This is a genomic window from Mesorhizobium sp. M7A.F.Ca.CA.001.10.2.1 (genome assembly GCF_003998575.1).
GTDB lineage: Bacteria > Pseudomonadota > Alphaproteobacteria > Rhizobiales > Rhizobiaceae > Mesorhizobium.
The window spans coordinates 1-26,275 of record NZ_RZQY01000013.1; the positions used below are offsets into that span (position 1 = coordinate 1).

The following is a 26,275-nucleotide window of genomic DNA, read 5'->3' on the forward strand; positions in this document are numbered from 1 at the left end:
CGCCGACGTGCAGGTTGGTGGCTCGAAGCCCTCGCGGACTGAACCGACGCGCGGCAGCGGGATGGGGTGCACGGCGACACGATTGCCAAGAGGCTGCTGGGCTCGGCCGGCCACTTCTCTCTTGAACTGAAAAGAGGCATTTCCAATATCCTCTCTGTGCCGAGAAGGCGTCACGCGGACCGGCATGCTTTTGCCGAGGAAAATCCTGCGTCACCCGAAGAGGCACAAGCGTCGCTTTAGGCTGGAAGGGAGGTCACGATGGAAAGCGCTACGTTCAAACAGCCGATTTTTGTACGAGATGACAGTCTCGTCCTCAGAAAAATCGGTTGCGTCATGGATGCCATAGAATTTCTGGAAGAATGGCCGGTCGAAAGGCGCGGCCTTCTCCACGGGGCGGCGTGTGATACATGCTACTCGGCATATGATGGTCGCAAGTCTGTCGAGGCCGCGCACAAGACGTTTGTGACCTGGGCACGCAGGGTGGGTGTGATCGAAGACATTCCCGTGGCGCCGCCTTGGATGACAGGGCCGAAGATTGGCGGTGCAGACGAACTTATAGAAAGTGACCGTTAAACGCCCTGCGGCGGCAATCATGCGTTGACTTCGGCGCTATCGAAAGCCTAAGTCCCGGCTCCGCCCTCACGTCCAAGGCATTTTAACCCACCGAGGTTTCTAAATGGGCGAAAAATACACCAAAGCGCGTGAGCACTTTTTTGCGGCCGTTCGCGCGTTAGCGGCCTCTTCCGACAGCATTCAAACGCGGCTGATAGACGCCAACGTAAATATTTTGAACGTCACGATCGATGAATTCGACGGCGACCGAGAGCTCAAATTCAAGTTTGCGAAATTGTTAGACCTTCTGGCCGTCGATCAGGACGATATGGAGACTGTCGCTCTTGAGACCGCCGCGCATATGACTGATTTTGAAGCGACTAAGGTCGCGGATCTGATTTGCGATTTTTACTATGAGATCACCTAGCTCCGCGCGAGTTCACCCGCCGCGCGGCATGCGCCAGATGCCTGACTGACAGGCCGTGACCAGCGATCCCACGCGGCCGCTGCCGTACTGGTGCCACCCGAAGCCAAGCCCATGAGCTCCAGCGGGTACCCTCGGCGCTGGCTGCCTTCACTCCTGCATCATCCTTTAGCTTGCCGACAGGAATAGTTAGTGGGGAGCGACAAAGAGATGGCCGGTCGCGCGTGATGGCGCGGCTCGGCCTGAGAAGTAATTGGATCGGGCGGCCGAAGGACATCCCCCCTGCCATCGCTTTCGGCCGCAAGCGACTTCTCGGCGCCCGCAAACTGCCTGCGCTTGTCGGCCAGTTCAGCAGTGAATGCGAAGCTTTTGCCACCACGAGATTGGTAGATCCCATGCTCAAGTGCAGAGACCAGCTTTGCAATAGCGAAAGCCCGGCATCCTGGCGAACAACGGCACCCTTCAATCACGGCCGGGTAGGTTGAGCTCTATCCAGGCTGGCGCATGATCACTCGGTTTTTCCCAGCCGCGCAAATCAGCGTCCACGCCGGCATCACGTAATCTGGACGAAAGTGACGGGCTGACGAGGAGATGGTCCATGCGCAGGCCGGAGCTCCTGTCGAAACCGCCACGATACGAAAAGTTCCAATACGTATAGATGCCCTTCTCCGGATGGATACGGCGGACAGCATCGATCCAGCCATAACCAAGCATTTCGGCGTAAGCTTGCCGGCTCTCCGGAAAGTAGACCGCATCGCCTAGCCAACGTCCTGGCACCGCGGCATCGATCGGCGTTGGCACGACATTATAGTCGCCGCACAGAACGCTCGGGGAGCCTTCCCTGAGCAGTACCTGGCTGTAGCTGATCAGACGATCGAACCATCGGAGCTTGTAGTCGAATTTCGGGCCAGGCGCTGGATTGCCGTTGGGCAGGTACAGACAGCCGATCACGATCCCATCCACCTCCGCCTCGATATACCGGCTGTGAGTATCGTCAGGATCACCCGGGAGGCCACGCCGACGCTCCAGCGGCTCTTTCCCTCGGGCGAGTACAGCTACACCGTTATAAGACTTCTGCCCATGCCAGACGGCACCGTAACCGGCGTTCCTGATGGCTTCGGCGGGAAATTTCTCATCCGAGGTCTTCAACTCCTGAAGGCAGACGATGTCATAGTTGGTCTGACCTAGCCATCTGATGAGCACCGGCAGGCGACCGTTCACGCCATTCAAATTGAAGGTCGCGATGCGTGTCATTGCATTATGCCGGCGGCGGGGTTGTCAGTCTTGCAGGCAGCCTCGCCAATAACCGCCGCTCCTTTTCTATACCGGCGCAAATCTCGCGCCTGGGCTGGCGACCGATGTGTCTCGATGCCATGTTTTACCTCCTGCGCCCTCCCCTCTTCTGGCACGCGACCGATCCTTTGGGGAGGCTCGCCCGCAGCCGCTCTCTCGTTCGATTTAGACGGTGTTGTCCTCTCAGCTCCTTAACCGCGGTACGGGGGGAAAGTTTCACTACAGCTTTGGCATTTCGCGTGGGTTCAGGGGTCCGGAGGCTTGCTAGGCAGATGAACTTTTAGGGCCGTCACTGCGTTGCCTGCGACAAAACGCGAACGATGCATTGTGATGGATTACAACCCACGTCCCGGGCCGCAGAAGCAGGAGGCAAGTGGCGCCGAAGCCCGCTTTTCCTTCGATCGAATGGCGGTCGAGCGGTTTCAGCAGGCTTTTCCGCGCGCGAGATGGAGTGACGAGCGCAAGAGCTGGTTCGTGCCCGGCACAACGGCAGCCCGGCGGATTGACCGGTGGCTAGCGCAAGAGGCAGCGCTACGACGCCCGACGACGACAGCAAGGGACGAGATGCCTTCGCCTTCGATCCAATATCGAGCCAATATCTGGACATCGCGGACGACCTGCGCATTCGTACGCCCTACTCGAGGACAGTGCTTGAAGAGTTGCGTGCCGTCCCGTGGTCGAGTTGGGACGACGAATTGCGGGCCTGGAGAGTTCCATTTCGCTCATATGACGAGCTCCGGCGCCGGTGGCCAAGCATCGAAAAAGCTGCTCGCCATGCCGAGCCGGAGGAAAGAAAACGGCGACGTGTGGACGCCAGAAATACTGAAGGCTACAGAGCCTCGCGCCAACTGGCTGCTGAACGCCGGCGTCACCGCTACCCGTTGCCAACTCACGATCAACCTCACCTGGGTCGCGCTGTCGCAACCGAGCTCTACGGGGTCGTCGTCTTCACCGACATTTCCGGTGAAGTGGTCGCGCCATCAGACGCAACTTCCCTTTATCCTCACGCAATGGCTTCGAACGGCGAATTCGTTTGGGGCAGATGGCGCTCCGCTACACTGGGCGAACTTGTAAGGACATGGCCCGCAAGGGTGGCCGCTGGCCCGACCGAACGCCTGAGGGGTTGGTGGTGGCCAACACTTGCCGAGCTTAGAGTTGCCCGTCGAAAAGCCCGCAGTCGAGAGCGTATTGGGCGAAGTCGCAGCCGGCAGATGTGACGCTCGCATCCGGCCGTGCGGCTGGCACGAAGGTCGCTAATCGGGCTCTCCGTCGAGCGGACCTCAGGCACGTTTACGGCAGCACGAGGTCGTAGCGTTGAATGATGGGCGTGTGTTTCGGCAGAGAATTCAGCCCCCCGCTCAAGCGTCAGCTTCGCCAGTTTCACTCCGGCCGAGCTATTCCCGAAGGAACGGGGCGCCATGAAAGCCGTTGGATGCTTTTCAGCGAGAAGTCGTCATGCACCTCTTCCAAATCCTGCTTCCGCGCGCGGACAATGACGGCCGGCCATTTGAGCGGGAAGCTTTCGATCGGGTCAAGGAAGAGCTGGCTGCCCGGTTCGATGGCGTGACTGCCTACCTTCAGGCGCCAGCGGAGGGGTTGTGGCAAAAGGGTGCCGACTCCGCCATCGACGAAATTGTCATCTTCGAGGTCATGGCGGAAGAAGTCGACTTGTCCGATTGGTGCGCCCGCCGCTCCGAACTGGAGCGCCGTTTCCGGCAAGACAGGGTAATCATCCGTTACATGCCGATGGCATTGGTCTAGCGCGACACCGTCGTCGCGTTCGCGATCCTCGTGTTCAGCGAGATATTTTGAACGATGAAGAGTGTCCAGGTGGGAAAAGCGCCCCGCCCGGTTGAAATGTTGGTGTTCATGACCGGACCGGGAGTTTCAGTCTGCGCCGCTGTGGGATTGTGCGTGTGATCTCTTGGACCAATCTGAGGCGGTTCCGGTCCGGGCCGACAAAGGACGGATAGCGGGACCATTGAGAACGGCTCCATCCGGCGCGAACTGGGAGCCATGGCAGGGGCAGTCCCAGCACTGCTCGGTCGAATTCCAATGGACGATGCAGCCGAGATGCGTGCAACTGGCGGAATGCATGTGCGTTCCACCGTTTTGGTCACGGCACACGGCGAGTTTGCTCAAACCGTCGCGGAGAATACCGCCCTGACCGGGTTCCAGATCGGCGGCTGATTTGATCTCGCCGGGCAACAGATACTCCGCGAAATTCTTCAACGCCGTCAGGTTCTCGCTAACGTAGTTCACCAATGCCAAGGGAGGCTTGCGATCGGGGGCATAAACCTCCTCCCACACACTGGATCCACCGACGACAAGGTCCCGGATGAGCAGGCCAGCCAACGCTCCGTGGGTGATTCCTTGTCCTGAATCCCCGGTAGCGATAAAGACGTTCTTGCTGCCAGGATTACGGCCGATGAAGCCGCAATAATCGATCGTGTCGAGAACCTGGCCAGACCAACGCGCTGCTTCCTGGCCCAGTTCCGGAACAAGGGCCCGGATCCAGGCGTCCAATGCATCGAAACGCGCCGAGCCGTCATCGGCTTCACCAGATTTATGATCACGACCGCCCGCAATTAGATAGTCGATGTCACCCTCCCCAGGTTGGAGACGAACGTAGTAATAGGGATCGTCCATATCCCAATAGAGCGCGTCCGGAAGAGTTGCTTTGGGCAGCTCGAATGCCATCGCATAGGTCCGATAGGGCGCCATCTTGCTGTGGATCGCCACCACCGTATTGACCGGCGAGTTTGTGGCAAACACGGCGTTGTCGGCGGTGATGGTTGCGCCCCCTTCCACGCGAAGGCGGATCTGTTCACCCTCCTCGATCTCGGTCACGGCACTTTCGGCAAAAGCCTTGCCTCCGCGCTCCCCGAAATCGTCAAGCAGGGCACGAAGATATTTCAGTGGGTGAAACGTGGCCTGATCGGGATAGCGTAGCACCGGCGCCGCTTCATGGCCTTTCAGCGGAACGCCGCGGCCGTGTTCCGCGACTGCGCCGACCTTGCCGGCCGCTTCATACTCTTCATCACATTGCTTGGTGGCTTCTTTTTCGTCCATCCAGGCTGCGGGAAAAAGAAATCCGTCGAGCCGACGAAAGTCGCAGTCTATTTCAAGATCGCTGACGTGTTCCTCGATCCGGTCGACAGCGGCTTGCTGGCTCTCTTGAAAACCTCGAGCGAGATCCTCGCCGCGGATTTTGACGAGTTCGCTTAGGCCGTCGTCGCAGATCGGGGCCAAGTGGGCGGTCGTGCGGCAAGTCATCCCACCGAGCAGCCGCCCCCTGTCGACCAGCACCACTGACTGTCCCGCCAGCGCAAGTTCGTAGGCAATAGAAACGCCGGCCATGCCAGCCCCCACCACCGCCACGTCGCATAGCACATCCTGTTCCAGTTGCGGGGCCGAGGGCAACTCCGTGTCCTTCATCCAAAGAGATTTCGTGGCTTCGTCACTGACGTTCATCGCTGCCTCCAACCTGGCTGCGCGTCTAACGGTCGGAACTGCATTTTGATCCGAAATGCGCAGACGAATCCAAATTGTTTGCTCCCTTGCGCGGAAATGGGACTACCAAGGGGTAGACCGTCGCAGATCGTGATTGACCGCGGGGCACTTCAGGAGATCATCAAGGGTGAAGGCGACTGGAACCGCGCGCGCCTCTCCACGCTCTGGGGTAAGGAAAAACGGAACAAGTTATTGACCTTCTGGACCGGGAGCGGCTCTTTGCCGAGACCAGCAACTAGGTCACCAAGAATTCATACACTGCATCAAGGCAAGCGGCGCAGAAGACCCTCACGGGAGATGGTGGCGACGGGTTTGGAATTCCACAGGCTCCTGCTCGACCTTGAATCTGCTTTGCAGGACGCTGGCTTTCTCGTCGTAGGAGTGCCGAGTGCCGAAGCCGCCGTAAAGGCGTTTGATGAGGGTCCAAACAAGTTCGCCGGCCTCCTTACGGACATCCGTCTCGGCTCTCGAGAATCTGGGTGGGAAGTAGCCGGGCACGTCAGGCGAGCCAACCCAACCCTACCTGTGGTCTACATCAGCGGCGATGGTGCGTTTTCCTGGGGGTCTGAAGGCGTCCCAGACAGCGTGATGATTGTCAAGCCGTTCTTCCCCCCCGCAGATCATTACGGCGCTGTGCACACTGCTCAATCAGCAACACCCAACAGTGCGCCGAACGGAGGCGAGCCCTCTCAGTAGAGCAAGTCGGCGTACTGAAACGCGAACACTGTCCCGCTGGTCTCATCGGTCACCTCAAGGAAGTAGTCCCCCGTCCGGTGAAGTGTCAAAGGTCGACCAGTTGCGCCTTCGGCTGCACGGAAAGAGGTCGGCGCTTCTGCGCGATACTCGGCTATCACCCGCCCCGCAAGAAGCTCCCGTATTTGATACGCCACGGCGAGCCCCAAGGGTCCGAATCATCCATTAGAGAAATCTAACATTTCCCTTTTGGCGAGGCGGGGTGTACTTTAGTTACCGCGGGGTGATCCTAGGGACCTACACTGCCCGCTGCCGAGAGGCGGCGGGCTTTTTTGATAGCCAGGAACCGAATGGCGCAAGTTGGATGCCATCAGCATTCCATCCGTGGAGGCATTGGGGCGCGGACTTTCAGATTACGCGATGGTGGAGTGGATGCGGTAGCCCGCCTGAGCCAGTCGCGTCCGAGTGATGCCCCCATCTCTCGTCCGCACCGCATCCAAAAATCTTGTAGCATCCTTGGCGCAGTCCGCATCGAGCCAAGCAACGTTTCATTATTGACAAAGATCGGGCCGTGACAAAAAGGAAACTCGTTGGGGCAGCACCCGTCCCCCAAATGGCCTGCCTCTCCAGGAGCCCGCTGCCGAAAGGTGGCGGGCTTTTTTGTGCGCTAGTCCTGATATGACGAGGCAGGTTCGAAAGCGGCAGCGTCCCCCCGCTGCCTGTCGAGGCCCCCAAGCCTCGGCCGGGTCCGCCTCGGCGCCCCAGTAGGGGCCGACCCACTGAAGTTCAAGTTCGGAGATCAAGGGAACCTGCTTCTGAAATCGAAGTTCAGTCCATAGCTTGGTTTACAGCCGAGCAGTCTCGAGGCAGGGCCCGTCATTGCTGATCGGTGGCGGTCCTTTGCCGTGCGCAGATGGTTGTTCGGGCAGGCACGCGTGTAGCACCGACGAACCTCCAATGCAGAAGCGCAAAGGTCTGACCCGTGAAACAACACAGCCTTTTCGACATTTGGAATGTGACCGTCGATCATCGTCCCTTCATCGTCGGTTGGTTGATTACCCGCCACGGCTCGCTTGGCGTGGCGGGTACTCTTCTGTGGAGGGTGCATGCGGCTTGGTCATATCATCGCGAATGCGTTCGCAGCGGGGTTGATCATCGTTCTCGTAGCAGGCGTTTTCCTACTCTTCGGGAAGCCGCTCTGGCCTGAACGACACGTCCGGATGGTAATCATCCCGCCCGCCCATCGAATGCCCACCTCCGCCGTCAACAATACGGGACCTGACCTGCCAACCAAATTTGATTTGAGCATCGTGCGGCCGAGGCCGCTTGCCAAAGAACGGTCATGAGTTCGGCGACATCATTGCCGATCAGAAACCAGGTCTGCATACGGATTGCCCGCCGACGGGCAGAGAACGCGATCATTGCGGGTATCTCGCTGGATCGGCTTGCCTCAATGGACAGGCTGTTGGAGGTTGATCCGTCGAATCGGCCAAACCCGCTTTCATTGGCTGCGCTCGGCGCCGGAAGCACCTGGTGCGTCGAACCTAGTCCGGGCTGACAGAACGAATCGCCTTCCTGCGCACGCTGGAGATCGATCCGAGATTGCAGATGCGGGTTGGCGCGAGTGTCGTGGCGGCAGAAGCCATTTGCGAAAAGTTGACCACCACAACGCGTGACTTGTCCCTTTTGCAGGTCAAAACCGCCGATGATGCGACGCGGGACAGGACGCTCTTTCATTATCGAACACCTTCGCCTTGAATTTGGGCCCATGCTGAGGAGTGCGAAATGGGTCGATCGAATGAAGAGGTACTGAAGCGTACAATCCGGAGACACCAATTGCGTGAAATGGTGCCCCTTGCAGACAGCACGATCTACGAAATGGAACAGCGGGGCGAATTTCCGCGACGCTTCGCGTTGACCGCCCGATGCGTGGTTTGGGACCTCGGCGAGGTTCAGGCATGGCTTTCGGCCCGCCGCTCGAAACCTATCCTCCGCGCACCAAATCCCGACGTGAAACAACGCCGAGCCCGTCCTGTCAAAGGCCTGGATCACGCGGCAAGAACGGCATAGCGCGATCTGGATGGTTAGCGCCGATACTAAGACTGAAACAGGAGGCTTGTTCAACTGGACGATCTCGAGGCCGGACAATCCGCCACCGTCCTGCGCACGAGGAATGATTATGTCCTAGGAACGAAGGATATATGGGATCCATCGCGTCCACTCGACAATGTCCATTGCTCCTATTATCTCACCTACAATCCCGACCTTGGATCGTGCTTGTTCGGCAGCTACCGGCTTCTGCCGCAAGGTGGCCTCCTGAACCAACGCCAGGATCTGAGTTTGCAAGATACCGTCGGCAGCGTGACGGAGGGCGTCCGCGACATCTATGTTTTCCCGCTCGGCGGCGGCAGATTCGGGATCGAAGCGGTACGCGTGCTTGCCGACGACCTGGTCAGCACGCACCAACCCGAATCCTATGCACAGTCCGGACGAGCTGCCCGCAAGCTACTGCGGCAATGGAGCCTCGCATAAGGCCTCTGATCTTCGTCGGTCCAAGCCTGTATCGCGCTCGCTGGTGTGCAAGGTGGGCAGGCGTTTGACATTGCGCCACCGGCCCGGTGCGGCGATGTCATGCGCGCGGTGCTCGAGGGGCGCAAGGTCATCGGGTTGATCGACGGCCTATTCGAATCGGGACCTGCAGTATGGCACAAGGAAATTCTGTTCGCGCTTGACGCCGGCTGCCGCCTACTCGGTGCGGCGAGCATGGGTGCCCTCAGAGCAGCTGAATGCTGGCAGTTCGGGATGATCGGCATCGGAAAGTCTTCGAGGATTATCTCACAGGACGCCGCAGTGCCGATGCCGATGTCGCCATGATTCATGGTCCGGCAGAGATTGGCTATCTGCCGCTGACGGTTCCGCTCGTCGATGTGGCCGACGTTCTGCAGCGAATGGTTGCGGCGGACATTCTGGACGGCTCGCTCGCCCGCCGTCATGGCTGTAGCCGGCAAGACCCATTTCAAGTCGCGGACCTGGAAACAGGTATTGGACGAAGCAGGCATGCATAAAGGGCTTCAGGAGGCCGCGCTTCGCTGGATCGCCGCAAGCGGACCCGCAGTGAAAACCCGCGATGCCCTTTTGCTGATCGACAGGCTCGGCGAAACATCTTCATGCAATATCGCTACAGGGACTTTCCTTCACACACCGTTTCGGCCCGGTTGCTCAAGCTTGTCAGGAACTGAATGCTGATGCGTTGGAGAACCGTCGCAGCCTCTGGGGCGTTGCTGATCGTCGCTTACGTCTCGACCCTATTGATGGCGGCCGATGAAGGATCAGGAAGCCTCTCTTCGTTGGCCATGTCATGTGATCTCGTCGCCGCGTATGGCGGCATTTTCGAAGTGCCCTCAGGAGTAGAGGTCAACGTCACCGACAAGAATCGCGGGGAGCTGCTGGAACGCGCTCGCGGTTGCGTCGAAGGGCTGCTCGTTGAAGAAGCGTCTGACCGATACAGGCAGATGATCGATACGCTCAAGGGACCAGTCGTTTCGCGGGCGCAGCAGGCAGAAAGAAGCTTTGTGCAGATCGAACTTGCAGCGGCTCTGGCGAACACCGATGCTGCCATACAGCAGCGAGATGTTGCTCGCCGGCTCGTCAGCAAATGGCAAAAGGCCAAAGACATCATCGAGCGACAAGGTGCCGGCCCCGCGCTCACGGAGAGTGGCTGGCCCGCAGTGGGCGAGGCGAAATTCCGCGACGACGTTCCAGCATACCTGAAGGCGTGTCGCGATGCGGGAGTACCCGTGCCCGGCTCATTCGCGGCGGACAAGCGCTGGGTCCATAGGGAGGACCTCGGTTCCGAAACACATAGGTATTTCTTCCCTTCAGATTGGACTGACGCCGAGGTGTGGACCTATAGGGATGATATCTCCGGCGGTTTCTGCGTAGCGCTCGTCAGGCGCAAACCCGGTTGGCCTGTGCAATATGTCGGCACGATCTGTGCAGACAAGCTGCAAAAGAAGGCGTGTTTATTCGACAACATTGTCTACGAAGGTTCCGGCACGAGCCGCATCACCTGGGATGATTTCAAGACGCGGGATTTCGGTGAACTGGTGCATCCCAAAGACGGTGAAGATCGTTGCAACGTCTGCCGCCTCGGCAATAACCCGTTCATTGTGCACCCGAAGACGATGCTTAGTCAGACCATCAAGTCAATGTACGCGGAGGACGTGCCGAAGTCGCAAACGTTTGAGTTTGTCGGTCTTGGGGACGAACCCGAGCCTTGGTCTAATTTTGGCCCGATCGTTCCCCCAGACGCAGGTGGGTGTTTCAGGTGCCACGGCCTGCCCCAAGTGACGACGAACCACAAGTTCTGCAGCAGCATCATCGAGATGGCCGCTAACAGGACCATGCCTCCCGGGCACTGGCCTCCCGAACCGAAGGGGGGACCATGGTTTTGGCCCGACGCCAACGGCTGCTTTGCAAAAGAATTTGCCCCGTTGGCAGACTACTTTCCAAGTCTGGTGAAACTGAAGTCCGTCTGTTCGGGCAAGGTCGAGAAAATCTGCCCAAGCCCGTAGCTGGTGGTCCGGACGGCGCTCGGACAAGCAAGGCGATGTGGCGATTGCACCAACTCTGGCAGCGGAAACGTTGATCAATTGTCAAGACGCGTCGCGTGAAGGCAACACCGGGGCTCCAGTCAAAACGCCGGGTCGGCCTGCAAGATCGGCATCGACGGCGGGATGAGCGTTGGCACATACTTCTTGCCTTGGACCCAGGCGTCCAAAATGTCCGACCACTCCTGCATCATATGCCGACGCTGCACCTCATACTCGGCCTTGTTGTAGACACCGCGCGACGAGCGCCCGTCCTCATGCGCCAGGCACTTTTCAATCCAATCACTGTTGAAACCAAGTTCATTCAACAGCGTCGAGCCCGTGCGCCGCAGGTCATGAACCGTAAACGGCTCCAGAGGCAGCCCCTCGGACTTCGCGCGTTCGATGACGGCGTACGTGACCCGGTTAAAGGTGGCGCGCGACATAGGAGCATCTGCGTCGTACCGCGACGGCAGCAAGTATCTGGAATTTCCCGCGCAGGTCTTTAGGGCGATCATAATGTCGAGCGCCTGGCGTGACAGGTATACATTGTGCGCCTTCGAGCGCTTCATGCGTTCCTTCGGGATCGTCCAGACCGCATTTTCGAAATCGACCTCGTCCCATACCGCGTCCTGCAGCTCGCTCTTGCGCACCATAGTGAGCAGGTAAAGCCGCATTCCCAAACGGATCGTGGGGAGTGTAGCGATATGCTCCAGCTGCTTCAGCATCACTCGAATTTCCGCGGGCGAAAGCGAGCGATCCTTTGGAACAAAGGTGGCGATCGATGCCGGTCCAACCTCTTCGGCCGGATTGGCGACCTTCTCACCATGCAAGATCGCGAAGCCGTAGATTTGCTTCAGTATGTCTCGAACGTGGATGGCGGTCGCCGGAGCACCGCGTTCAACGATCGCGCCACAATGGGCCCGCAGGTCATCGGGCGTGATCTCCGTCAGCAAGCGATTGCGCCAGACCGGAAGAAGCTCCCGTTCGAAGATGGCGCGTCGCATGGCGCGCGTGCTGTCGGCCATCGGCGCGGCCGCGAGCCACTTCTCGCCGAATTCGCCGAAACTCTTTGCCTCTTTCAGGCGGCGCTTGTCGCGCTGTTTCTCGATCGCCGGCGAACGTCCCTCGCTGACGGCGCGCTTGGCATCAAGGCACTTCTCTCGTGCCAACGCGAGCGAGATTCCATCTCTGCCATATCTGCCTAGATAGACCGTCTCACGGCGTCCATTCAGCCTGTAATCCAGCCGAAACGAGATCGTGCCACTGGGCATGACGCGAATGTACATGCCGTCACGGTCAGCAATCTTGTAGGCTTTTTCTTTTGGTTTCAGTGCCTTAAGGGCGGCGTCCGTCAGCATACCCATTGCCTCCTAAAAAGTACCGTCAGTACAATTTCGAAGCTTCGTGACAGAAAGTTCCTTTTTTCTTCAATGCCTTAAGGCACAAAAAAGTACCGTCACAAGCCTCATTGGCTCTGACGGTACTTAGAAAAACTCGGGGGGGCAATATGCGGAAGGTCCGTCAGGCGGCCCGTCAAAGCCAATCTCTGCGTGCCGATTGTCGCTGATTGTCTCTGAAAGGATTTATTTTCGTTTTCAGTATGTTACATCGCAGATTGGCGTATTCTCGGCGGCGTTTGAGTAGGCCTGAATCATTCCCACTCGATTGTTCCCGGCGGCTTCGACGTCACGTCGTAGACGACACGGTTGATGCCGCGGACTTCGTTGATGATGCGGGTGGCGGCGGCGCCGAGGAAGGCCATGTCGTAGTGGTAGAAATCCGCCGTCATGCCGTCGACCGAGGTGACGGCACGCAGCGCGCAGACGAACTCGTAGGTGCGGCCGTCGCCCATCACGCCGACCGTCTGCACCGGCAGCAGCACGGCAAAGGCCTGCCAGATGGCGTCGTAGAGGCCGGCCTTGCGGATCTCGTCGAGATAGATGGCATCGGCCTCGCGCAGGATCTCCAGCTTTTCGCGGGTGATCCCGCCTGGGCAGCGGATGGCGAGGCCTGGGCCGGGGAATGGATGGCGGCCGATAAAGCTTTCGGGCAGGCCGAGCTCCTTGCCGAGCGCCCTCACCTCGTCCTTGAACAGTTCGCGCAGCGGCTCGACCAGCTGCATGTTCATGCGCGCGGGCAGGCCGCCGACATTGTGGTGCGACTTGATCGTCACCGACGGGCCGCCGGAGAAGGAGACGCTTTCAATGACGTCGGGATAGAGCGTGCCTTGTGCCAGGAATTCGGCGCCGCCGAGTTTCTTGGCCTCTTCCTCGAACACCTCGATGAACAGCCGGCCGATGGTCTTGCGTTTTTTCTCCGGGTCCGACTCGCCCTCGAGGGCGTCAATGAAACGGTCCGACGCGTTCACCAGAATGAGCGGCAAATTGTAATGCTCGCGGAACATCGCCACCACGCCCGCGGCCTCGTCCTTGCGCATCAGGCCGTGGTCGACAAGGATGCAGGTCAGCTGGTCGCCAACCGCTTCGTGGATCAACAGCGCCGCAACGGAAGAATCGACGCCGCCCGACAGCGCGCAGATGACCTTGCCCTTGCCAACCTGCTTGCGGATCGTCTCGACCGCGTGCTCGCGGTAGGCGCGCATGGTCCAGTCGCCCTCGATGCCGGCGATGTTGTGGACGAAATTCCTGAGCAGCCGGGCGCCGTCGGGCGTATGCACCACCTCGGGGTGGAACATGATGCCGTACATCTTGCGCTCGATGTTGCCGAAGATGGCGAAGGGCGAGCCCTCTGACTTGCCGAACACTTCGAAGCCCTTGGGCAAGGAGATGACGCGGTCGCCATGGCTCATCCACACCTGATGGCGCTGGCCGGGCGCCCACAGGCCTTCGAACAGCGGGCTGTCTTTTTGAATCTCGACGAAGGCGCGGCCGAACTCGCGATGGTCGGAGCTTTCGGCGACGCCGCCCATCTGCACGCACATGGCCATCTGGCCATAGCAGATGCCGAGCACCGGCACGCCGGCGTCGAAGACGATCTGCGGCGCGCGCGGGCTGCCGATATCGCCGGTCGAAGCCGGACCGCCGGACAGGATCACGGCTTTCGGATTGATGCGCTTGAATGCCGCTTCGGCCGACTGGAACGGCACGATCTCGGAAAACACACCGGCCTCGCGGATGCGGCGAGCGATGAGCTGGGTGAACTGGCTGCCGAAATCGACAATCAGGACGGTGTCGGGATGATTGGCTGTTTTCATGGCGAGCGTTTAGAGAAAGAAACGAGTCGACGCAATGGGTTGCGTAGCCCGACTTTCAGGCTGGTCCGGCATCTTCATGGGGTGGTTCCGTCCGAAGGGCGCCGTCGCCGATCGCCCGTTCGAGCCGCATGACGGCGTCCGCCAGCTTCTCGTCGATGACTTCAAGATATTCGGTCCAGTCGCCGACATGCCTGAGATCCGCCGCCCCGTCGGAAATGCCGCGCAGACCGATCAGCGGAATGTCGAACAGCTGGCAGGCGCGCAGGCAGGCGAAGGTCTCCATGTCGACCATGTCGGCGCTAACAGCATCATACGCCGCGCCAGTGATGATCGCGCCGCCGGTCGACAGGGTCGCCTGCTTGATGTCCGGTATCTTGAAGGGCAATGGCACGGTTACCGGCAGGTCGAGGAAGGGGGTGGCGCCCTTCTCGAAGCCGAGCGGCGAAGCGTCGATGTCACGGTAGCTGACCGAAACCGCCTGGTAGATTTCCGTCTGCTGCAGCGTCCGACTGCCGGCTGAACCGAGCGAAACAACGAGATCCGGCAGTGCTTTTTGCGATTTCAGCCAGGAGAGTTCAGCACCCAGCCTGACGCCGGCCTCGACCGGACCGACACCGGTCATCAGCGGCGTGAACAGCTGCTTGAGGTGCGGGCCGTATTCGGCCTGCGCCGCCATAACGAAGAGGACGTCCTTGCCCGACAGGCGCGAGATTTTATCGGCCATGATGATTTATTCCTCTCCGCCCGATCATCTGCTTATCTGCACCGCCGCTCGCCGGGACCCGCTGCCTCCGGCAGCTCCCGGCGTTCGTGGCCTTTCATCGTGCCACCGGCACGATGAATTCGCCTGCGGCGAACCGGCCACTCACCCTTCAATCCCATCACGCCCGACCACCGTCATCATGGTGCCAGTCATGGTGGCGATCAGCTTGGCCTCGCCGTCGGCGGCAAAGGCGTAGGCCTGGCCGTCGGCGACGATGATGGTGCGGCCGGGCTTCGTCACCGAGCCGCGGAACAGGAAGCGCTCGCCCCTGCCCGGCGCCAGGAGGTTGACCTTGAACTCGATGGTCAGCACGCCGGAGTTTTCCGGCATCAGCGAAAAGGCGGCATAGCCGCAGGCCGAGTCCAGCGCCGTCGAAATGACACCGGCATGGAGGAAGCCGTGCTGCTGGGTCAATGCCGCCGAATAGGGCATCTCGATCTCGATAATACCGGGCGTCACCAGCGTCAGTTCGGCGCCGATCGTGGCCATCGCCTTCTGACGCGCGAAGGAGGTCCTGACGCGATCCTCATAGTCCGGGGCGGGTACGATCTTTGCTGCCATTGCCGCTGCCTTCCTTTACGCGGATAAGCTTATTGCAGAGGCATGGACGGCAGGCAAATGCTTTTGCTGCACTGCACAATCGACCTGGCCTGCCGGCCGGCGCCACGCGTCCGTCAGGAATAGGATTCAGGCCGATCTGCGTAACGCACAGAGATAAAACCCATCGGTGCCGCTGAGCGCCGGCGACAGCGAGATGTCGCCTCTGGCGCCGATGCGTGCGGCTGCCTCATGGCCGGGAAAACGGCTGTCCCAGAGCTGGCGGTGGTCGACGGGAACAAAGCCGCTGTTACGGTCCCGAAAGGCCGCGATCTGCTCACCGTTTTCCTCATCAAACACCGAGCAGGTGATGTAGACCAGCAGGCCGCCTGGTTTGACATAGACTTTGGCCGCATCGAGGATCGCCGACTGCTCGCCCTTGCGTGCATCGAGCTGCCTTTGCGTCAGCCGCCATTTGGCATCGGGACGGCGCCGCCAGGTGCCGCTGCCGGTGCAAGGCGCGTCGACCAGCACGATGTCCATGTGGTTGCCGAGCGGCGCGAGTTCGGCCGGCTTGGTGACGATCTGGACATTGCGGTTTTCAGAGCGGCGGATGCGGTCGAAGATGGGCGCCAGCCGTGCTTTTTCGGCATCATGGGCAAAGATCTGGCCGCGATTTTCCATCGAAGCCGACAGTGCCAGCGTCTTGCCGCCGGCGCCGGCGCAAAAATCCAGCACCTGCATGCCGGCTTCGGCCCCGGCAAGGGCGGCCGCGATCTGCGAGCCTTCGTCCTGGACCTCGAACCAGCCCTTCTGGAAAGCCGGCTCGGCCTGCACGTTCGGGTGCCGGCCGTCGCCGTCGATCGGCGGGATGCGGATGCCGTGTGGCGCGATTGCCGAGGGTTTCGCGCCGGTTCCCGTCAGTTCGGCCAGTACCTTGTCGCGGTTGGCCTGCAAGGTGTTGACCCTGAGGTCGAGCGGCGGGCGCGTTGCCAGCGCGGCGCCCTCGTCGGCCCAGGTCGAGCCAAAGGCTCGCTCGAAAAGCGGCGCGCACCAGTCCGGAACATCCGCCCGCACCGCGGCCGGCGCATCGTCAAGCCGGCGTTCGGCGATGGCCTGAAGCTCGGCGGCGGTCAGCAGCGGCGGTGCGAACTTGTCGCCATCGAGCGCCTCGTTGAGCGATTGTGCCGTCTGGCGCCATTCGAGCAGCAGCGCGCCGAAGCCGATGGCGCGCGGCGTGTCCTGCCCCAGCAGCCAGCCGGCGGAACGCTTGTGGCGCAAGGCGTCATAGACGATGTTGCCGATCGCCGCACGGTCGCCGCCGCCGGCGAAGCGATGCGACAGGCCCCAATCCTTCAGCGCGTCCGCCACCGGCCGGTGGCGCCGGCCGATGTCTTCCAGCACTTCGATGGCCGCAGCCAGCCGTCCGCCCAGTCGCATGGTCTTGTTCCGTCACGCAGAAAATTATTCCGGCCCTGCTCTAGAGCGCGCAACCGGCGCGCACAAGCAGGTCGGCCTGCACAACCGCTCTGCTTTCCAACTTTTCTGGTTGCGAATACTCTTCCGGTTGTGATTCGCGGCGCGCAAAGGTGGACCGGCGGATCGACACGAGGAGAGGGCAATGAAGACTTATCTGGCGGAAGTTCTAGGCACATTTCTATTGGTGTTCATCGGTACGGCTTCTGTGGTGACGGGCGGCTTCGGCGGCGCGCTGCCGCTCGGCCAGGAAGGCATCGGTCTGGCGTTCGGCATCGGCCTCATCGCGGCGGCCTATGCGATCGGCCCGATTTCGGGCGCGCATCTCAACCCGGCGGTGACGCTCGGCGTCTTCCTTGCCGGCCGGCTGCCGGCCAAGGACGTGATCCCCTACTGGATCGCGCAGGTCATCGGCGGCGTCCTTGCTTCGCTGGCGTTGTGGATCATCGTTTCCGGCCAGGTTGGCGGACACACCACCGGCTTCGGCGCCAATGGCTGGGATGTGACGAAATGGGGTGTCAGCTCGGCATTCCTGTGGGAAGTGATCGGCACCTTCACCTTCGTCACCGTGATCCTTGGCGTCACGGCTGAAAAGCACTCGACGGCGTTCGCCGGACTGGTCATCGGCCTGACGCTGGCAGGATTGCACTTCGCCATCATCCCGGTGACCGGCACGTCGCTCAACCCGGCCCGCTCGATCGGTCCGGCACTGTTTTCGGGAACTGCCGCGATCGGTCAGCTCTGGCTGTTCATCGTTGCACCGCTGATCGGCGGCGCCATTGCCGGTGTGGTCGCCAAGGCGCGCATCTTCGAGAAGGACTGAGCTCTTTGGAAGGCTGAATATGAAAAGGCGCGGGCCATGGCCCGCGCCTTAGATGGTTGGTGCAAGAGGCCGAACAGACCTCAGTATGGGTGGTCAAATCCGGCCACGCCGGCTGACTGTTGACTGGAACCGCATGCCCTTCAAACCCGGAACCGTGCTAGTCTAGAGCTACCGATTGAATAGCGCCTGCTGGTTCGAGGTCCCATTGACAAAACGGCTATCGGATTTCGACATTGGCTTGCTGCTGACACTCGACGCGCTGTTGAAGCACCAGAACGTCACCCATGCGGCGGCGAGATTGAACATTACCCAATCGGCTTTGTCGGCCCGCCTGACGCGTCTGCGTCAATTGCTGAACGACCCCCTCTTCACAACGGCGGCGTCCGGACGGGGAATGATCCCGACGCCTCACGCTCTGGCACTTGAGCCCGAACTCACCCGGCTGCTCGAACGGTTGAGCGATTTCGTGAATACTGCTCATCTGTTCGACCCCGCGACAAGCAAACGTGTCTATCGCATTGCCGCCACGGACAATCCGGCAGCGATCCTGGCGCCGGACCTCATTCCGCGGTTCAAATCCCAAGCTCCCAACGCAAAGGTCGCCTTTACGGTGCCCAACAAGCCGAGGATCGTCGAGCATCTGGAGCAGGGCGACATCGATCTCTTCATCGGAGCCGCGGAAGACGGTTCGAGTGGTCTGATCGGGCAGAAGCTGTTCGAAGAAGAATTCGTTACCGCCCAGCGGCACGGCCATCCGCGTGGCAAGGGGTCAATCACCCTGGACGAATTCTGTGCCCTCGACCATCTGCTCATTTCGACGAGCGGCGGGCATTTTGCAGGGATGATCGACGACGCGCTTGCCGAGATCAGCCGCTCGCGCAATGTGACGGTCTCCATCCAGAGCTACGCACTGGCCCCGCTCGTTCTGGAAAACAGCGATCTGATCTGCACCCTGCCCCGGCGTTTCCTGAGGCGCTTCGCTCAAGTTCTCGATCTGTTCGAAGCCCCCTTGGAGCTCTCGCCGTTCGCCATGAACCTGTTCTGGCACCCACGAATGCGCAGCGACCCCGCCCACATATGGCTGCGCAAACTGGTGATACAGAGCGCTCGCAGCGGTCACGAGGGGTAGTGGCCGAACACCACGCAATCGTTCCGGCTACCACATGCCGTGCAATCAGAGCTTCTGAAGCAGGTAGTCGCCAACCTTGTCGGCAGCCGGATCGAACAGCGTGTCGAGCCGCGAATTCAGTACGTAGACATCGTCGCCCAAGATCGCCGCGGCCGTCGGCATCGACATGATGCTGCGCTCCTGCCGGACAATCGTCGCCGATGCCCACCCGTCGGCGGATACCAGTTCGACGGTGCGATCTGCGCCCAGGTTCTGCACCACGATGAGGTGCTGGTCATCGATCAACTGAATGCCGTCGGCACCCGTGAGGGCCTCGGGCAGTTTAACCGGTTCGACCGTGCGGGGGTCGGCGATACTGACGCGAAACAGCTCACCCGTATTGTATTTGCCCACGAGCAGATAGCCATCCTTGTGCCAGGCGATGCCGTTCAGCTTGAAGCCGTCGCCATTCGTGAACCGTGGATCCTGCGCAAAGATCGCCGCCTTGCCCGCTGTGTCGATCCGATAGACGATCGGAGCAAAACTGTCGGTCACATAAGCGTTTCCGTCGGCATCGAGCGCGATGTCATTGGCAAAATGCGTACCTTCGCTGAGGCTGCCGAGATCGTAATAGGCCCGAGGCTGGCCGGTCGTGGCATCGTAGGTGGCCACCGCCGCAAGCTTGCCCTTGCTCGCCGCACCGGTGCGATCGCCGACGCCCGGGTCGGAGTTCGTCACCCAAAGCGTGTTGCGCTTGTCGTCGACGAGCAGACCCGCCGTGGAAACCAGCCTCGCATCGTGCACGAACACCGTGTACTTCCCGGTTTTGTCGACCTTGGCCACCAGGCCATGACGCACCGAGCCGACCATAAAGGTGTCCTGCCTGGCCGACCATGTCATGCTCTCCGGATAACTCTGGTCGGAGGCGAACGAAATCCCCTGAGCCGTGCTGCCGGCCATCGATGGCGATACAATGTTGAAGAGAATCATGGCTGCGACGCCAGACATTAGAGAACGAGAGATCATGATTGGTTCCTTTCGGTCGGTTGATGTCACCGCTCTAGAACTCTGAGCGCGCCTCGAGAAATCGCGTTTCACGATGAGACGAATCGATCGAGTTCAGGGGGTTGGGACTAGGTAAAATCCAAAGAAGAGCGATCGCCCGACCTGCCATGAACGGGCTCGATGCCACCAATCCGCAAGATCGATTGGCGTGGTGGCGGGCAGGCCAGCATGTTTCAGGCGCTCAACATCAGCAGACGCCGATCGGGCGGACTGGGTGGATGTTCAACGATGGAACAGAAAAAGATGCTCAATCTGTATTTTCACGCCACGCCGAATTCGATGAAGGTGGCGGTGCTGCTGCAAGAGCTGGAATTGCCCTTCGACGTCTCGCCGGTCGATATCTTCAAAGGCGAGCAGCACACGCCGGAATTCAGGGAGATCAATCCAAATGGCAAGGTGCCGGCGATGGTTGACGGGGAGGTGACGATATTCGACTCCCACGCCATCCTCCTCTACCTCGCCGAGAAGCACGGAAAATTCATTCCGGGCGAACTGAAGGCCAAGGCTTTGATGCTGTCATGGCTTCAGTTCGTGGCAACGGGCCTATCGCCGTTTTCCGGCCAGGCAATCCACTTTCTGCATTACGCGCCGGAAGATATCGCCTATGCGAAAAATCGTTACGTGAAGGAGCTCGAGCGCCACTACGCGGTTCTGGACCGTCGGCTTGGAAAGGCCCGCTATCTGGCCGGCGACGAGTACACGATCGCCGACATGGCGCTTTGGGGCTGGGCCGCCTCCGCCGGATATGCATTCGGCGAGAAGGGTCTTGGCGACTATCCCAATGTCGTGCGCTTCATGGACGAGGCGACCAAGCGCCCTGCGGTCCAGCGAGCCCTGGACATGAAGGCAAGGCATACCTTCAAGGCTGATCTCGATGCGGAATCACGTCGCGCCATGTTCCCGCAAAACGAGGCAGATGCCGTATGACCCGTGCCACCGGCAGTTTCTGCTGCCGGTGGATTCGAGCACCGCTGGCGGCCGGGTTCAGTGCGATGCTCGGATGCCCAACCAATGCAGTGCAATGTCAGCCTGGACGACCCAGCGATATTAGACGCCAATCGAGTTCACGGCTCGACGTCGGCGCGAGGCCAGCCCTCAAGCCTTCTTCTGCGTCACGAGCCCCAGTTCCTCGACCATCGCCTCGCATCAAAAACTTCTGCGGCTTGCCGGGTGACCGTCATCGGCAATTCGGTGCGGAAGCGGATGTGGCGCTGGATCTTGTCGCGGGCGATCTGGCCGGGCTTGAGCACGATCCGGGCAGCTTCAGCTTTTCCAGAACCGCTGAGCCGACAGCAACCGGTATCGCTCCCACTCCATCCGGGTTACGATGCGTTGCTGAGAACGGGCGCGGGCGCCTCGTCGAACCACCTACGTCAGGAGGGCAGCGTGAAGTCGCCGACAGTGAGAGTTATGGACGCAGCCGATGAAGATTCAGCGGTCGAGATAATCGTGCTGGCGTTTGCAGCGGACCCTATGGCGCGGTGGACCTGGCCGCATGCACACCCGTACCTTGCAGCCATGCCGCGAATGGCCCGCGCGTTCGGGCGCAGGGCATTCTCTAACGGAAGCGCCTTTTGCACCGACGGCTACGCCGGGACGGCGCTGTGGCTGCCGCCCGGCGTGCATTCCGACGAGGAAGAGCTTGGCGCCGTGATCGAGAGCACGGTTGAATCCTCTCTCGCCCCTGAAACCGCGGCCATATTCGAGCAGATGGCCACGTACCACCCGACCGAACCGCATTGGTACTTGCCCCTGATCGGCGTCGACCCGGCGCATCAAGGCGAAGGTCACGGCGATGCCTTGATGGCGTACGCACTCGCGCAGTGCGACCGCGATCACGCGCCGGCCTATTTGGAATCCTCGAACCCGCGCAACATATCATTCTACCAGCGGCACGGCTTCGAATCGCTCGGCGCGATCCAGGTCGGTTCGTCGCCGACGCTCATCCCGATGCTGCGGCGACCTCGTTAAGCGTCAGTTTGATCAGATAGTTTGACCCTGTGGGACGTTCAGGGCGTCCACGGAGCTGTCGAGCACACCGTCGAAGCCGCACACCTGGCCCTTCTCGCCGGTGGGAAAGCGGATCGCGGGCACCTCTTGGCAACTGTGCCAACTTCGCGGGATGATAGGGCCGCTGCCCGCCTATAGATCAGCTTATGACAGCTATCTCGCTTGCCGCGCGGTGAACCGCCATTCTGCAGACGGCCCCCATTGAAATCACGTCACACTTGTAACTCCCATCTGGCCTCCGTCCGAAATAGCGTTTCCGGATCGCAACCGTTGGAAACGCCGAATTCGACCGAGGACCGGAAATGACGATGTTTGCAGCAACGGGGAACGCCCATGGCGGGAGACCGGCGAGGAATGGCCCGGCGTTAGCGCCTTCTTCAAGCACGCGGGCGAGGTCTTTCGCACCTACTCCACCTACGGGCGCGGCGTTGAGGTGATGATGGGCACCTACGCCATGCTCGACCTCATGCCGAAAGGCCGCAACGAGAAGGAGGGAATGGACTGGGTACGTCGCCACGATCGATACGAGTAGCCACTCCGGGAAGCCGTGGAATGACGCTCGGATGACAAATGAGCCTTTCTGCGTCACGGCTCACGGCCGGCAGCTTTGTGCGGAAGCCGCCCAAAGCCGCCAGTCCGCTCTCGGCCCGATTGAGACGTCATTACCTCGTCGCCGTCGTCGACAGTTGGCTCAAAGCAACCCAGCCGCACCGCGAAGCCAGCCCTCAAGCCGTCTTCTGCGCCACCAGCCCCAGTTGCTCCACCATCGCCTCGCGCATCAGGAACTTCTGTGGCTTGCCGGTCACGGTCATCGGCAATTCGGTGCGGAAGCGGAAACGCCATCTCAGGCAACGGGCTGCAGTTCGCTGTCGGCTTCCAGACTGAAGAACCCAAGCAGTCCGTTGACGACCAGTCGCGCCACTGTATCTAATTGCCAGCCTGGGCCAAGTTTTCATGGTACAAATATAAGAAATATATATGTAAGAAATACCACGATATGGACAGCGCCCGTCAAGAATGTTGTTCTTTCAGTGCTAAAACTCACATTGCATATGAAGAGCGCTAAAATCAAAAGCACTGTGTCAGTCGCTGGAAGCCCCAGGGTTAACCCTCTTCCCGTCAGCAGGCTGGCGGCCGCGACCGCCGGTATTGTCAAACCGATTGTGGCGCAAGCGGAACCCATCGCGACATTCAAACCGCGTTGCAGCTCATTGTTGAGTGAAGCGCGAACCGCCGAAATGGCCTCTGGCATCAAAACCAGCCCGGCGATCAATGCCCCCACAATGCTGTCAGCCTGGGTCACCTGATAGGCAACGAGCGTATCCTCGACGCTTGCGGCGACCTGCTCGGCGAGCATGACAATGCCAATCAGCCCGATCAAAAGCAGCAATGCGCCGGCAAAGACGCTTTCGTGAGGGGCAGTCCGCAGCGAAACACCGTGGGCCTGCCCTTCGACAAAGTCTTCTCGGTGGCGGACAGTCTGCGCGAACACAAAACTTGCATAAAGCAGCACCGAAAGCACGCTCACAAAGCCAAGTTGAGCTGCCGAAAATGTGCCCGGCCCCGTAGCTTGTGTGTAGGTTGGCAGAATAAGCGTCATGATGGTCAGCGCGATCAGAACCGCGAGATATGCGCTGGTCCCTTGTCGAACAATTGCCTGCTTGCGATGACGCCAGCCGCCAAGCGCGAGACAGGTGCCGACGACGCCGGTGGATGCAATCATCACTGTTGAAAAGACAGACTCACGTGCAAGCGTAGGGTTGTTCTCTCCATGCAGCATCATGGAAACGATGATCGACACCTCGATTGCCGTCACGGCAAAAGTCAGCACCAATGTGCCGTAGGGCTCTCCTACACGCCGAGCCACCGCCTCGGCGTGGTCGAGGACCACGAAAATGGTGGTGAACATAATCGCACTCGAAAGCGCTCCGACGAGTATCCTGGCGCTCAGCGAACCTTCGTCCGCCGACAGTCCGCCGGCTCTGACGGCGACAGCCATCACCAAGGCGGCCAAGGGCATCGCATACGAAGTCACCGAACGTCCGAAACCGCTCATGCAAGCCCCTGCGCGCTGCTGCGAACCGTGGCTGCATTCGCGCACCGACAGATCGAAGCGTTCACCCGTTCACGCCGTCTTCTGCGCCACCAGCCCCAGTTCCTCCACCATCGCCTCGCGCATCAAGAACTTCTGCGGCTTGCCGGTCACCGTCATCGGCAATTCGGTGCGGAAGCGTATGTGGCGGGGGATCTTGTAATGGGCGATCTGGCCGGCGCAGAAGTTCTTGACCTCCTGCTCGGTGGAGATCTGGCCGGGCTTGAGCACGATCCAGGCGCACAGCTCCTCGCCATATTTGGCGTCGGGAATGCCGAACACCTGCACCTCCTTGACCTTTGGATGGCGGTAGAGGAATTCCTCGACCTCCCTGGGATAGACGTTCTCGCCGCCGCGGATAACCATATCCTTGACCCGGCCGACGATGTTGCAATAGCCCTCGGCGTCTATGGTGGCGAGGTCGCCGGTGTGCATCCAGCCGTCGCTGTCGATCGCCTCGCGGGTCTTGTCGTCGTCGTCCCAGTAACCCTTCATCACCGAATAGCCGCGCGTGCAAAGCTCGCCCGGTACGCCGACCGCAACGGTAGCGCCATCGGCATCGACCGCCTTGACCTCGACATGGGGGTGAATGCGCCCGACGGTCGAGACGCGCTTTTCCAAGGGGTCGTCGACGCCGCTCTGGAACGACACCGGGCTGGTCTCGGTCATGCCGTAGGCGATGGTCACCTGTTCCATATGCATCAGCGACACCACCTTCTTCATCACCTCGATCGGGCATGGCGAGCCGGCCATGATGCCGGTGCGCAGGCTGGAGAGATCGAAGGCGGAAAAATCCGGATGATCCAGCAGGGCGACGAACATGGTCGGCACGCCGTAGAGCCCGGTGCAACGTTCCTGAGCCACCGCCTTCAACGTCGCGCCGGCATCGAAGCCCTCGCCCGGGAAAACCATCGTGGCGCCCTTCGTGACGCAGCCCATCGTGCCCATCGACATGCCGAAGCAGTGATAGAGCGGCACCGGTATGCACAGCCGGTCGTCGACGGTCAGCTTGATCGCCGAAGTGACGAAATTGCCGTTGTTGACGATGTTGTTGTGGGTCAGCGTCGCGCCCTTGGGGGCTCCTGTGGTGCCTGAGGTGAACTGGATGTTGATGGCCTCGCCCGGCTTCAGCTTCTCCGAGATGCGGTCGAGGCTGTCATGCTCGTCACGCCCGGCCATGGCCAGCACGTCGCCGAAATTGAACATGCCGGGCGAATTCTCGTCGCCCATGCGGATGACGATCTTCAGCGCCGGCAGTTTCTGCGCCTTGAGCTTGCCCGGTGTGGCCTTGGCGATCTCGGGCGCCAGCGTCTCGATCATGCCGAGATAGTCTGACGTCTTGAACTTGGCAGCGGTGACCAGCGCCTTGCAGCCGACCTTGTTCAGCGCATAGTCGAGCTCGGTCAACCGATAGGCGGGGTTGATGTTGACCAGGATCAGGCCGATGCGGGCGGTGGCGAACTGCGTCACCAGCCATTCCCAGCGGTTGGGCGACCAGATGCCGACGCGATCGCCCTTTGCCAACCCCAGTGCCAGGAAGCCGGCAGCCAGCGCGTCCACCGTGTCCGACAGTTCGCTCCAGGTGAAGCGCTTGTCCTGATCGACGAAGACAGCGGCGTCGAGCGTGCCGTATTTGCTGACGGTGTCGGAAAACAGCGCGGGGATGGTCTTGTCGAGCAGCGGCACGCTGCGTTCGCCAGAGACATGCGCCCTGTTGTCGACGGGTGCGACGAAGACACCGCCAGCACGCGCGCCGGGTCCGCGCAGATTGCTGGCGTTCTTCAGCTCGTCGAGATTGACCGGCATCGCTCTCTCCTCCCGGGACTAAGTGCGTCGCGCTGAAACAGAATCATGCGACGCGTTCTAGGTCCTTGTTTTTATGCATGTCGTTCTCCCAAAACCGAGATCACTTTGGGCGACATGCATTAGCCGAGCCTATCAGCCTGCCGGAGTGGAGGAAATCCCGCCGATGGTCGTGAAAGGGCAACGATCCGGTCAACGATGCTTCGGAGCTTCGCGTTGGCTGACGAAGCGCGCCAAAACGAAAAAACCCGCCTGGGCGGCGGGTCACCGGCGCAAATCAGCACCATGGGCAAAAATGTAGCATAGCTGCCCTCACC

20 protein-coding genes and 4 pseudogenes are annotated in these 26,275 nt (G+C 60.5%); 14 read left to right on the top strand and 10 right to left on the bottom strand.

What is annotated here, in order from left to right; translation table 11 throughout:
* Positions 1-258: 258 nt before the first annotated feature.
* Together EN964_RS01835 and EN964_RS01840 are read left to right on the top strand one after the other, a co-directional pair.
* Positions 259-573, top strand: coding sequence for a DUF982 domain-containing protein (locus EN964_RS01835; RefSeq protein WP_127266516.1), 315 nt, complete (start codon positions 259-261; stop codon positions 571-573).
* Positions 574-676: 103 nt separating this feature from the next.
* On the top strand, positions 677-979 hold the full coding sequence (locus tag EN964_RS01840) for a hypothetical protein (RefSeq protein WP_127266515.1): 303 nt from the start codon (positions 677-679) through the stop codon (positions 977-979).
* A gap of 459 nt (positions 980-1,438) precedes the next feature.
* Here the strand turns inward: EN964_RS01840 and xth are convergent, their stop codons facing one another.
* Positions 1,439-2,230 carry an exodeoxyribonuclease III gene (gene xth / locus EN964_RS01845; protein WP_127266514.1) on the bottom strand — a complete coding sequence of 264 codons (792 nt, stop codon included), beginning with the start codon at positions 2,228-2,230 and terminating at the stop codon, positions 1,439-1,441.
* Between the two features lie 369 nt (positions 2,231-2,599).
* On the opposite strand from xth, the pseudogene EN964_RS39345 reads away from it, so the two are divergent.
* Positions 2,600-3,486: pseudogene (locus EN964_RS39345) on the top strand (hypothetical protein).
* Positions 3,487-3,697: 211 nt separating this feature from the next.
* Entirely contained in the window at positions 3,698-4,030 is a 333-nt protein-coding gene (locus EN964_RS01855; RefSeq protein ID WP_236383374.1) for a hypothetical protein, read from the top strand.
* A 126-nt stretch (positions 4,031-4,156) separates the two neighbouring features.
* On the opposite strand, the gene EN964_RS01860 is transcribed toward EN964_RS01855, so the two are convergent.
* Positions 4,157-5,743, bottom strand: coding sequence for an FAD-dependent oxidoreductase (locus EN964_RS01860; protein WP_127270412.1), 1,587 nt, complete (start codon positions 5,741-5,743; stop codon positions 4,157-4,159).
* Positions 5,744-7,865: 2,122 nt separating this feature from the next.
* On the opposite strand from EN964_RS01860, the pseudogene EN964_RS38350 reads away from it, so the two are divergent.
* The 5 genes and pseudogenes from EN964_RS38350 to EN964_RS01900 all read left to right on the top strand — a co-directional run.
* Positions 7,866-8,098 (top strand): annotated as a pseudogene (locus EN964_RS38350) (hypothetical protein); the annotation flags it as partial.
* A gap of 162 nt (positions 8,099-8,260) precedes the next feature.
* Entirely contained in the window at positions 8,261-8,545 is a 285-nt protein-coding gene (locus tag EN964_RS01880; protein ID WP_127267915.1) for an AlpA family transcriptional regulator, read from the top strand.
* A 207-nt stretch (positions 8,546-8,752) separates the two neighbouring features.
* Positions 8,753-9,007, top strand: coding sequence for a hypothetical protein (locus EN964_RS01885; protein ID WP_127267914.1), 255 nt, complete (start codon positions 8,753-8,755; stop codon positions 9,005-9,007).
* Between the two features lie 99 nt (positions 9,008-9,106).
* Positions 9,107-9,540, top strand: a pseudogene (locus EN964_RS39350) (TfuA-like protein).
* 174 nt (positions 9,541-9,714) lie between these two features.
* On the top strand, positions 9,715-11,049 hold the full coding sequence (locus tag EN964_RS01900) for a hypothetical protein (RefSeq protein ID WP_127267911.1): 1,335 nt from the start codon (positions 9,715-9,717) through the stop codon (positions 11,047-11,049).
* 119 nt (positions 11,050-11,168) lie between these two features.
* Here EN964_RS01900 and EN964_RS01905 read toward each other — a convergent pair whose 3' ends face one another.
* From EN964_RS01905 to EN964_RS01930, 5 genes are all read right to left on the bottom strand, one after another.
* Positions 11,169-12,425 carry a site-specific integrase gene (locus tag EN964_RS01905; RefSeq protein WP_127267910.1) on the bottom strand — a complete coding sequence of 419 codons (1,257 nt, stop codon included), beginning with the start codon at positions 12,423-12,425 and terminating at the stop codon, positions 11,169-11,171.
* Positions 12,426-12,718: 293 nt separating this feature from the next.
* Positions 12,719-14,281: a glutamine-hydrolyzing GMP synthase gene (gene guaA / locus EN964_RS01910; RefSeq protein ID WP_127267909.1), complete on the bottom strand. Its 1,563-nt coding sequence runs from the start codon at positions 14,279-14,281 to the stop codon at positions 12,719-12,721.
* Between the two features lie 55 nt (positions 14,282-14,336).
* Entirely contained in the window at positions 14,337-15,005 is a 669-nt protein-coding gene (locus tag EN964_RS01915) for a 5'-methylthioadenosine/S-adenosylhomocysteine nucleosidase (protein WP_127270410.1), read from the bottom strand.
* Between the two features lie 141 nt (positions 15,006-15,146).
* Entirely contained in the window at positions 15,147-15,605 is a 459-nt protein-coding gene (locus EN964_RS01920) for a PaaI family thioesterase (protein WP_013530371.1), read from the bottom strand.
* Positions 15,606-15,731: 126 nt separating this feature from the next.
* Positions 15,732-17,021 (bottom strand): RsmB/NOP family class I SAM-dependent RNA methyltransferase, encoded by a 1,290-nt coding sequence (locus EN964_RS01930; protein ID WP_127270409.1) that lies wholly within the window; start codon positions 17,019-17,021, stop codon positions 15,732-15,734.
* Between the two features lie 181 nt (positions 17,022-17,202).
* Between EN964_RS01930 and EN964_RS01935 the strand changes: the two genes are divergently transcribed.
* Both EN964_RS01935 and EN964_RS01940 read left to right on the top strand, forming a co-directional pair.
* Positions 17,203-17,880: an MIP family channel protein gene (locus tag EN964_RS01935; RefSeq protein ID WP_013530368.1), complete on the top strand. Its 678-nt coding sequence runs from the start codon at positions 17,203-17,205 to the stop codon at positions 17,878-17,880.
* A gap of 238 nt (positions 17,881-18,118) precedes the next feature.
* Positions 18,119-19,009 (top strand): LysR family transcriptional regulator, encoded by an 891-nt coding sequence (locus EN964_RS01940; RefSeq protein WP_245456765.1) that lies wholly within the window; start codon positions 18,119-18,121, stop codon positions 19,007-19,009.
* Positions 19,010-19,054: 45 nt separating this feature from the next.
* On the opposite strand, the gene EN964_RS01945 is transcribed toward EN964_RS01940, so the two are convergent.
* Complete coding sequence (locus EN964_RS01945; protein ID WP_164748887.1) at positions 19,055-19,948, bottom strand: SMP-30/gluconolactonase/LRE family protein; 894 nt, start codon at positions 19,946-19,948, stop codon at positions 19,055-19,057.
* A 348-nt stretch (positions 19,949-20,296) separates the two neighbouring features.
* Between EN964_RS01945 and EN964_RS01950 the strand changes: the two genes are divergently transcribed.
* The 3 genes and pseudogenes from EN964_RS01950 to EN964_RS01960 form a co-directional block, all read left to right on the top strand.
* The gene (locus EN964_RS01950) at positions 20,297-20,980 is read left to right on the top strand and encodes a glutathione S-transferase family protein (RefSeq protein ID WP_127269670.1); all 684 of its coding nucleotides are present in this window, start codon (positions 20,297-20,299) and stop codon (positions 20,978-20,980) included.
* A 459-nt stretch (positions 20,981-21,439) separates the two neighbouring features.
* Positions 21,440-22,024, top strand: coding sequence for an N-acetyltransferase (locus tag EN964_RS01955; RefSeq protein ID WP_206517178.1), 585 nt, complete (start codon positions 21,440-21,442; stop codon positions 22,022-22,024).
* 373 nt (positions 22,025-22,397) lie between these two features.
* A pseudogene (locus EN964_RS01960) lies at positions 22,398-22,595 on the top strand (DUF899 family protein); the annotation flags it as partial.
* A gap of 420 nt (positions 22,596-23,015) precedes the next feature.
* Here the strand turns inward: EN964_RS01960 and EN964_RS01965 are convergent.
* Both EN964_RS01965 and EN964_RS01970 read right to left on the bottom strand, forming a co-directional pair.
* The gene (locus EN964_RS01965) at positions 23,016-24,119 is read right to left on the bottom strand and encodes a calcium:proton antiporter (RefSeq protein ID WP_127269260.1); all 1,104 of its coding nucleotides are present in this window, start codon (positions 24,117-24,119) and stop codon (positions 23,016-23,018) included.
* Positions 24,120-24,188: 69 nt separating this feature from the next.
* Positions 24,189-25,961, bottom strand: coding sequence for an AMP-binding protein (locus EN964_RS01970; protein WP_127272182.1), 1,773 nt, complete (start codon positions 25,959-25,961; stop codon positions 24,189-24,191).
* Between the last annotated feature and the right edge of the window lie 314 nt (positions 25,962-26,275).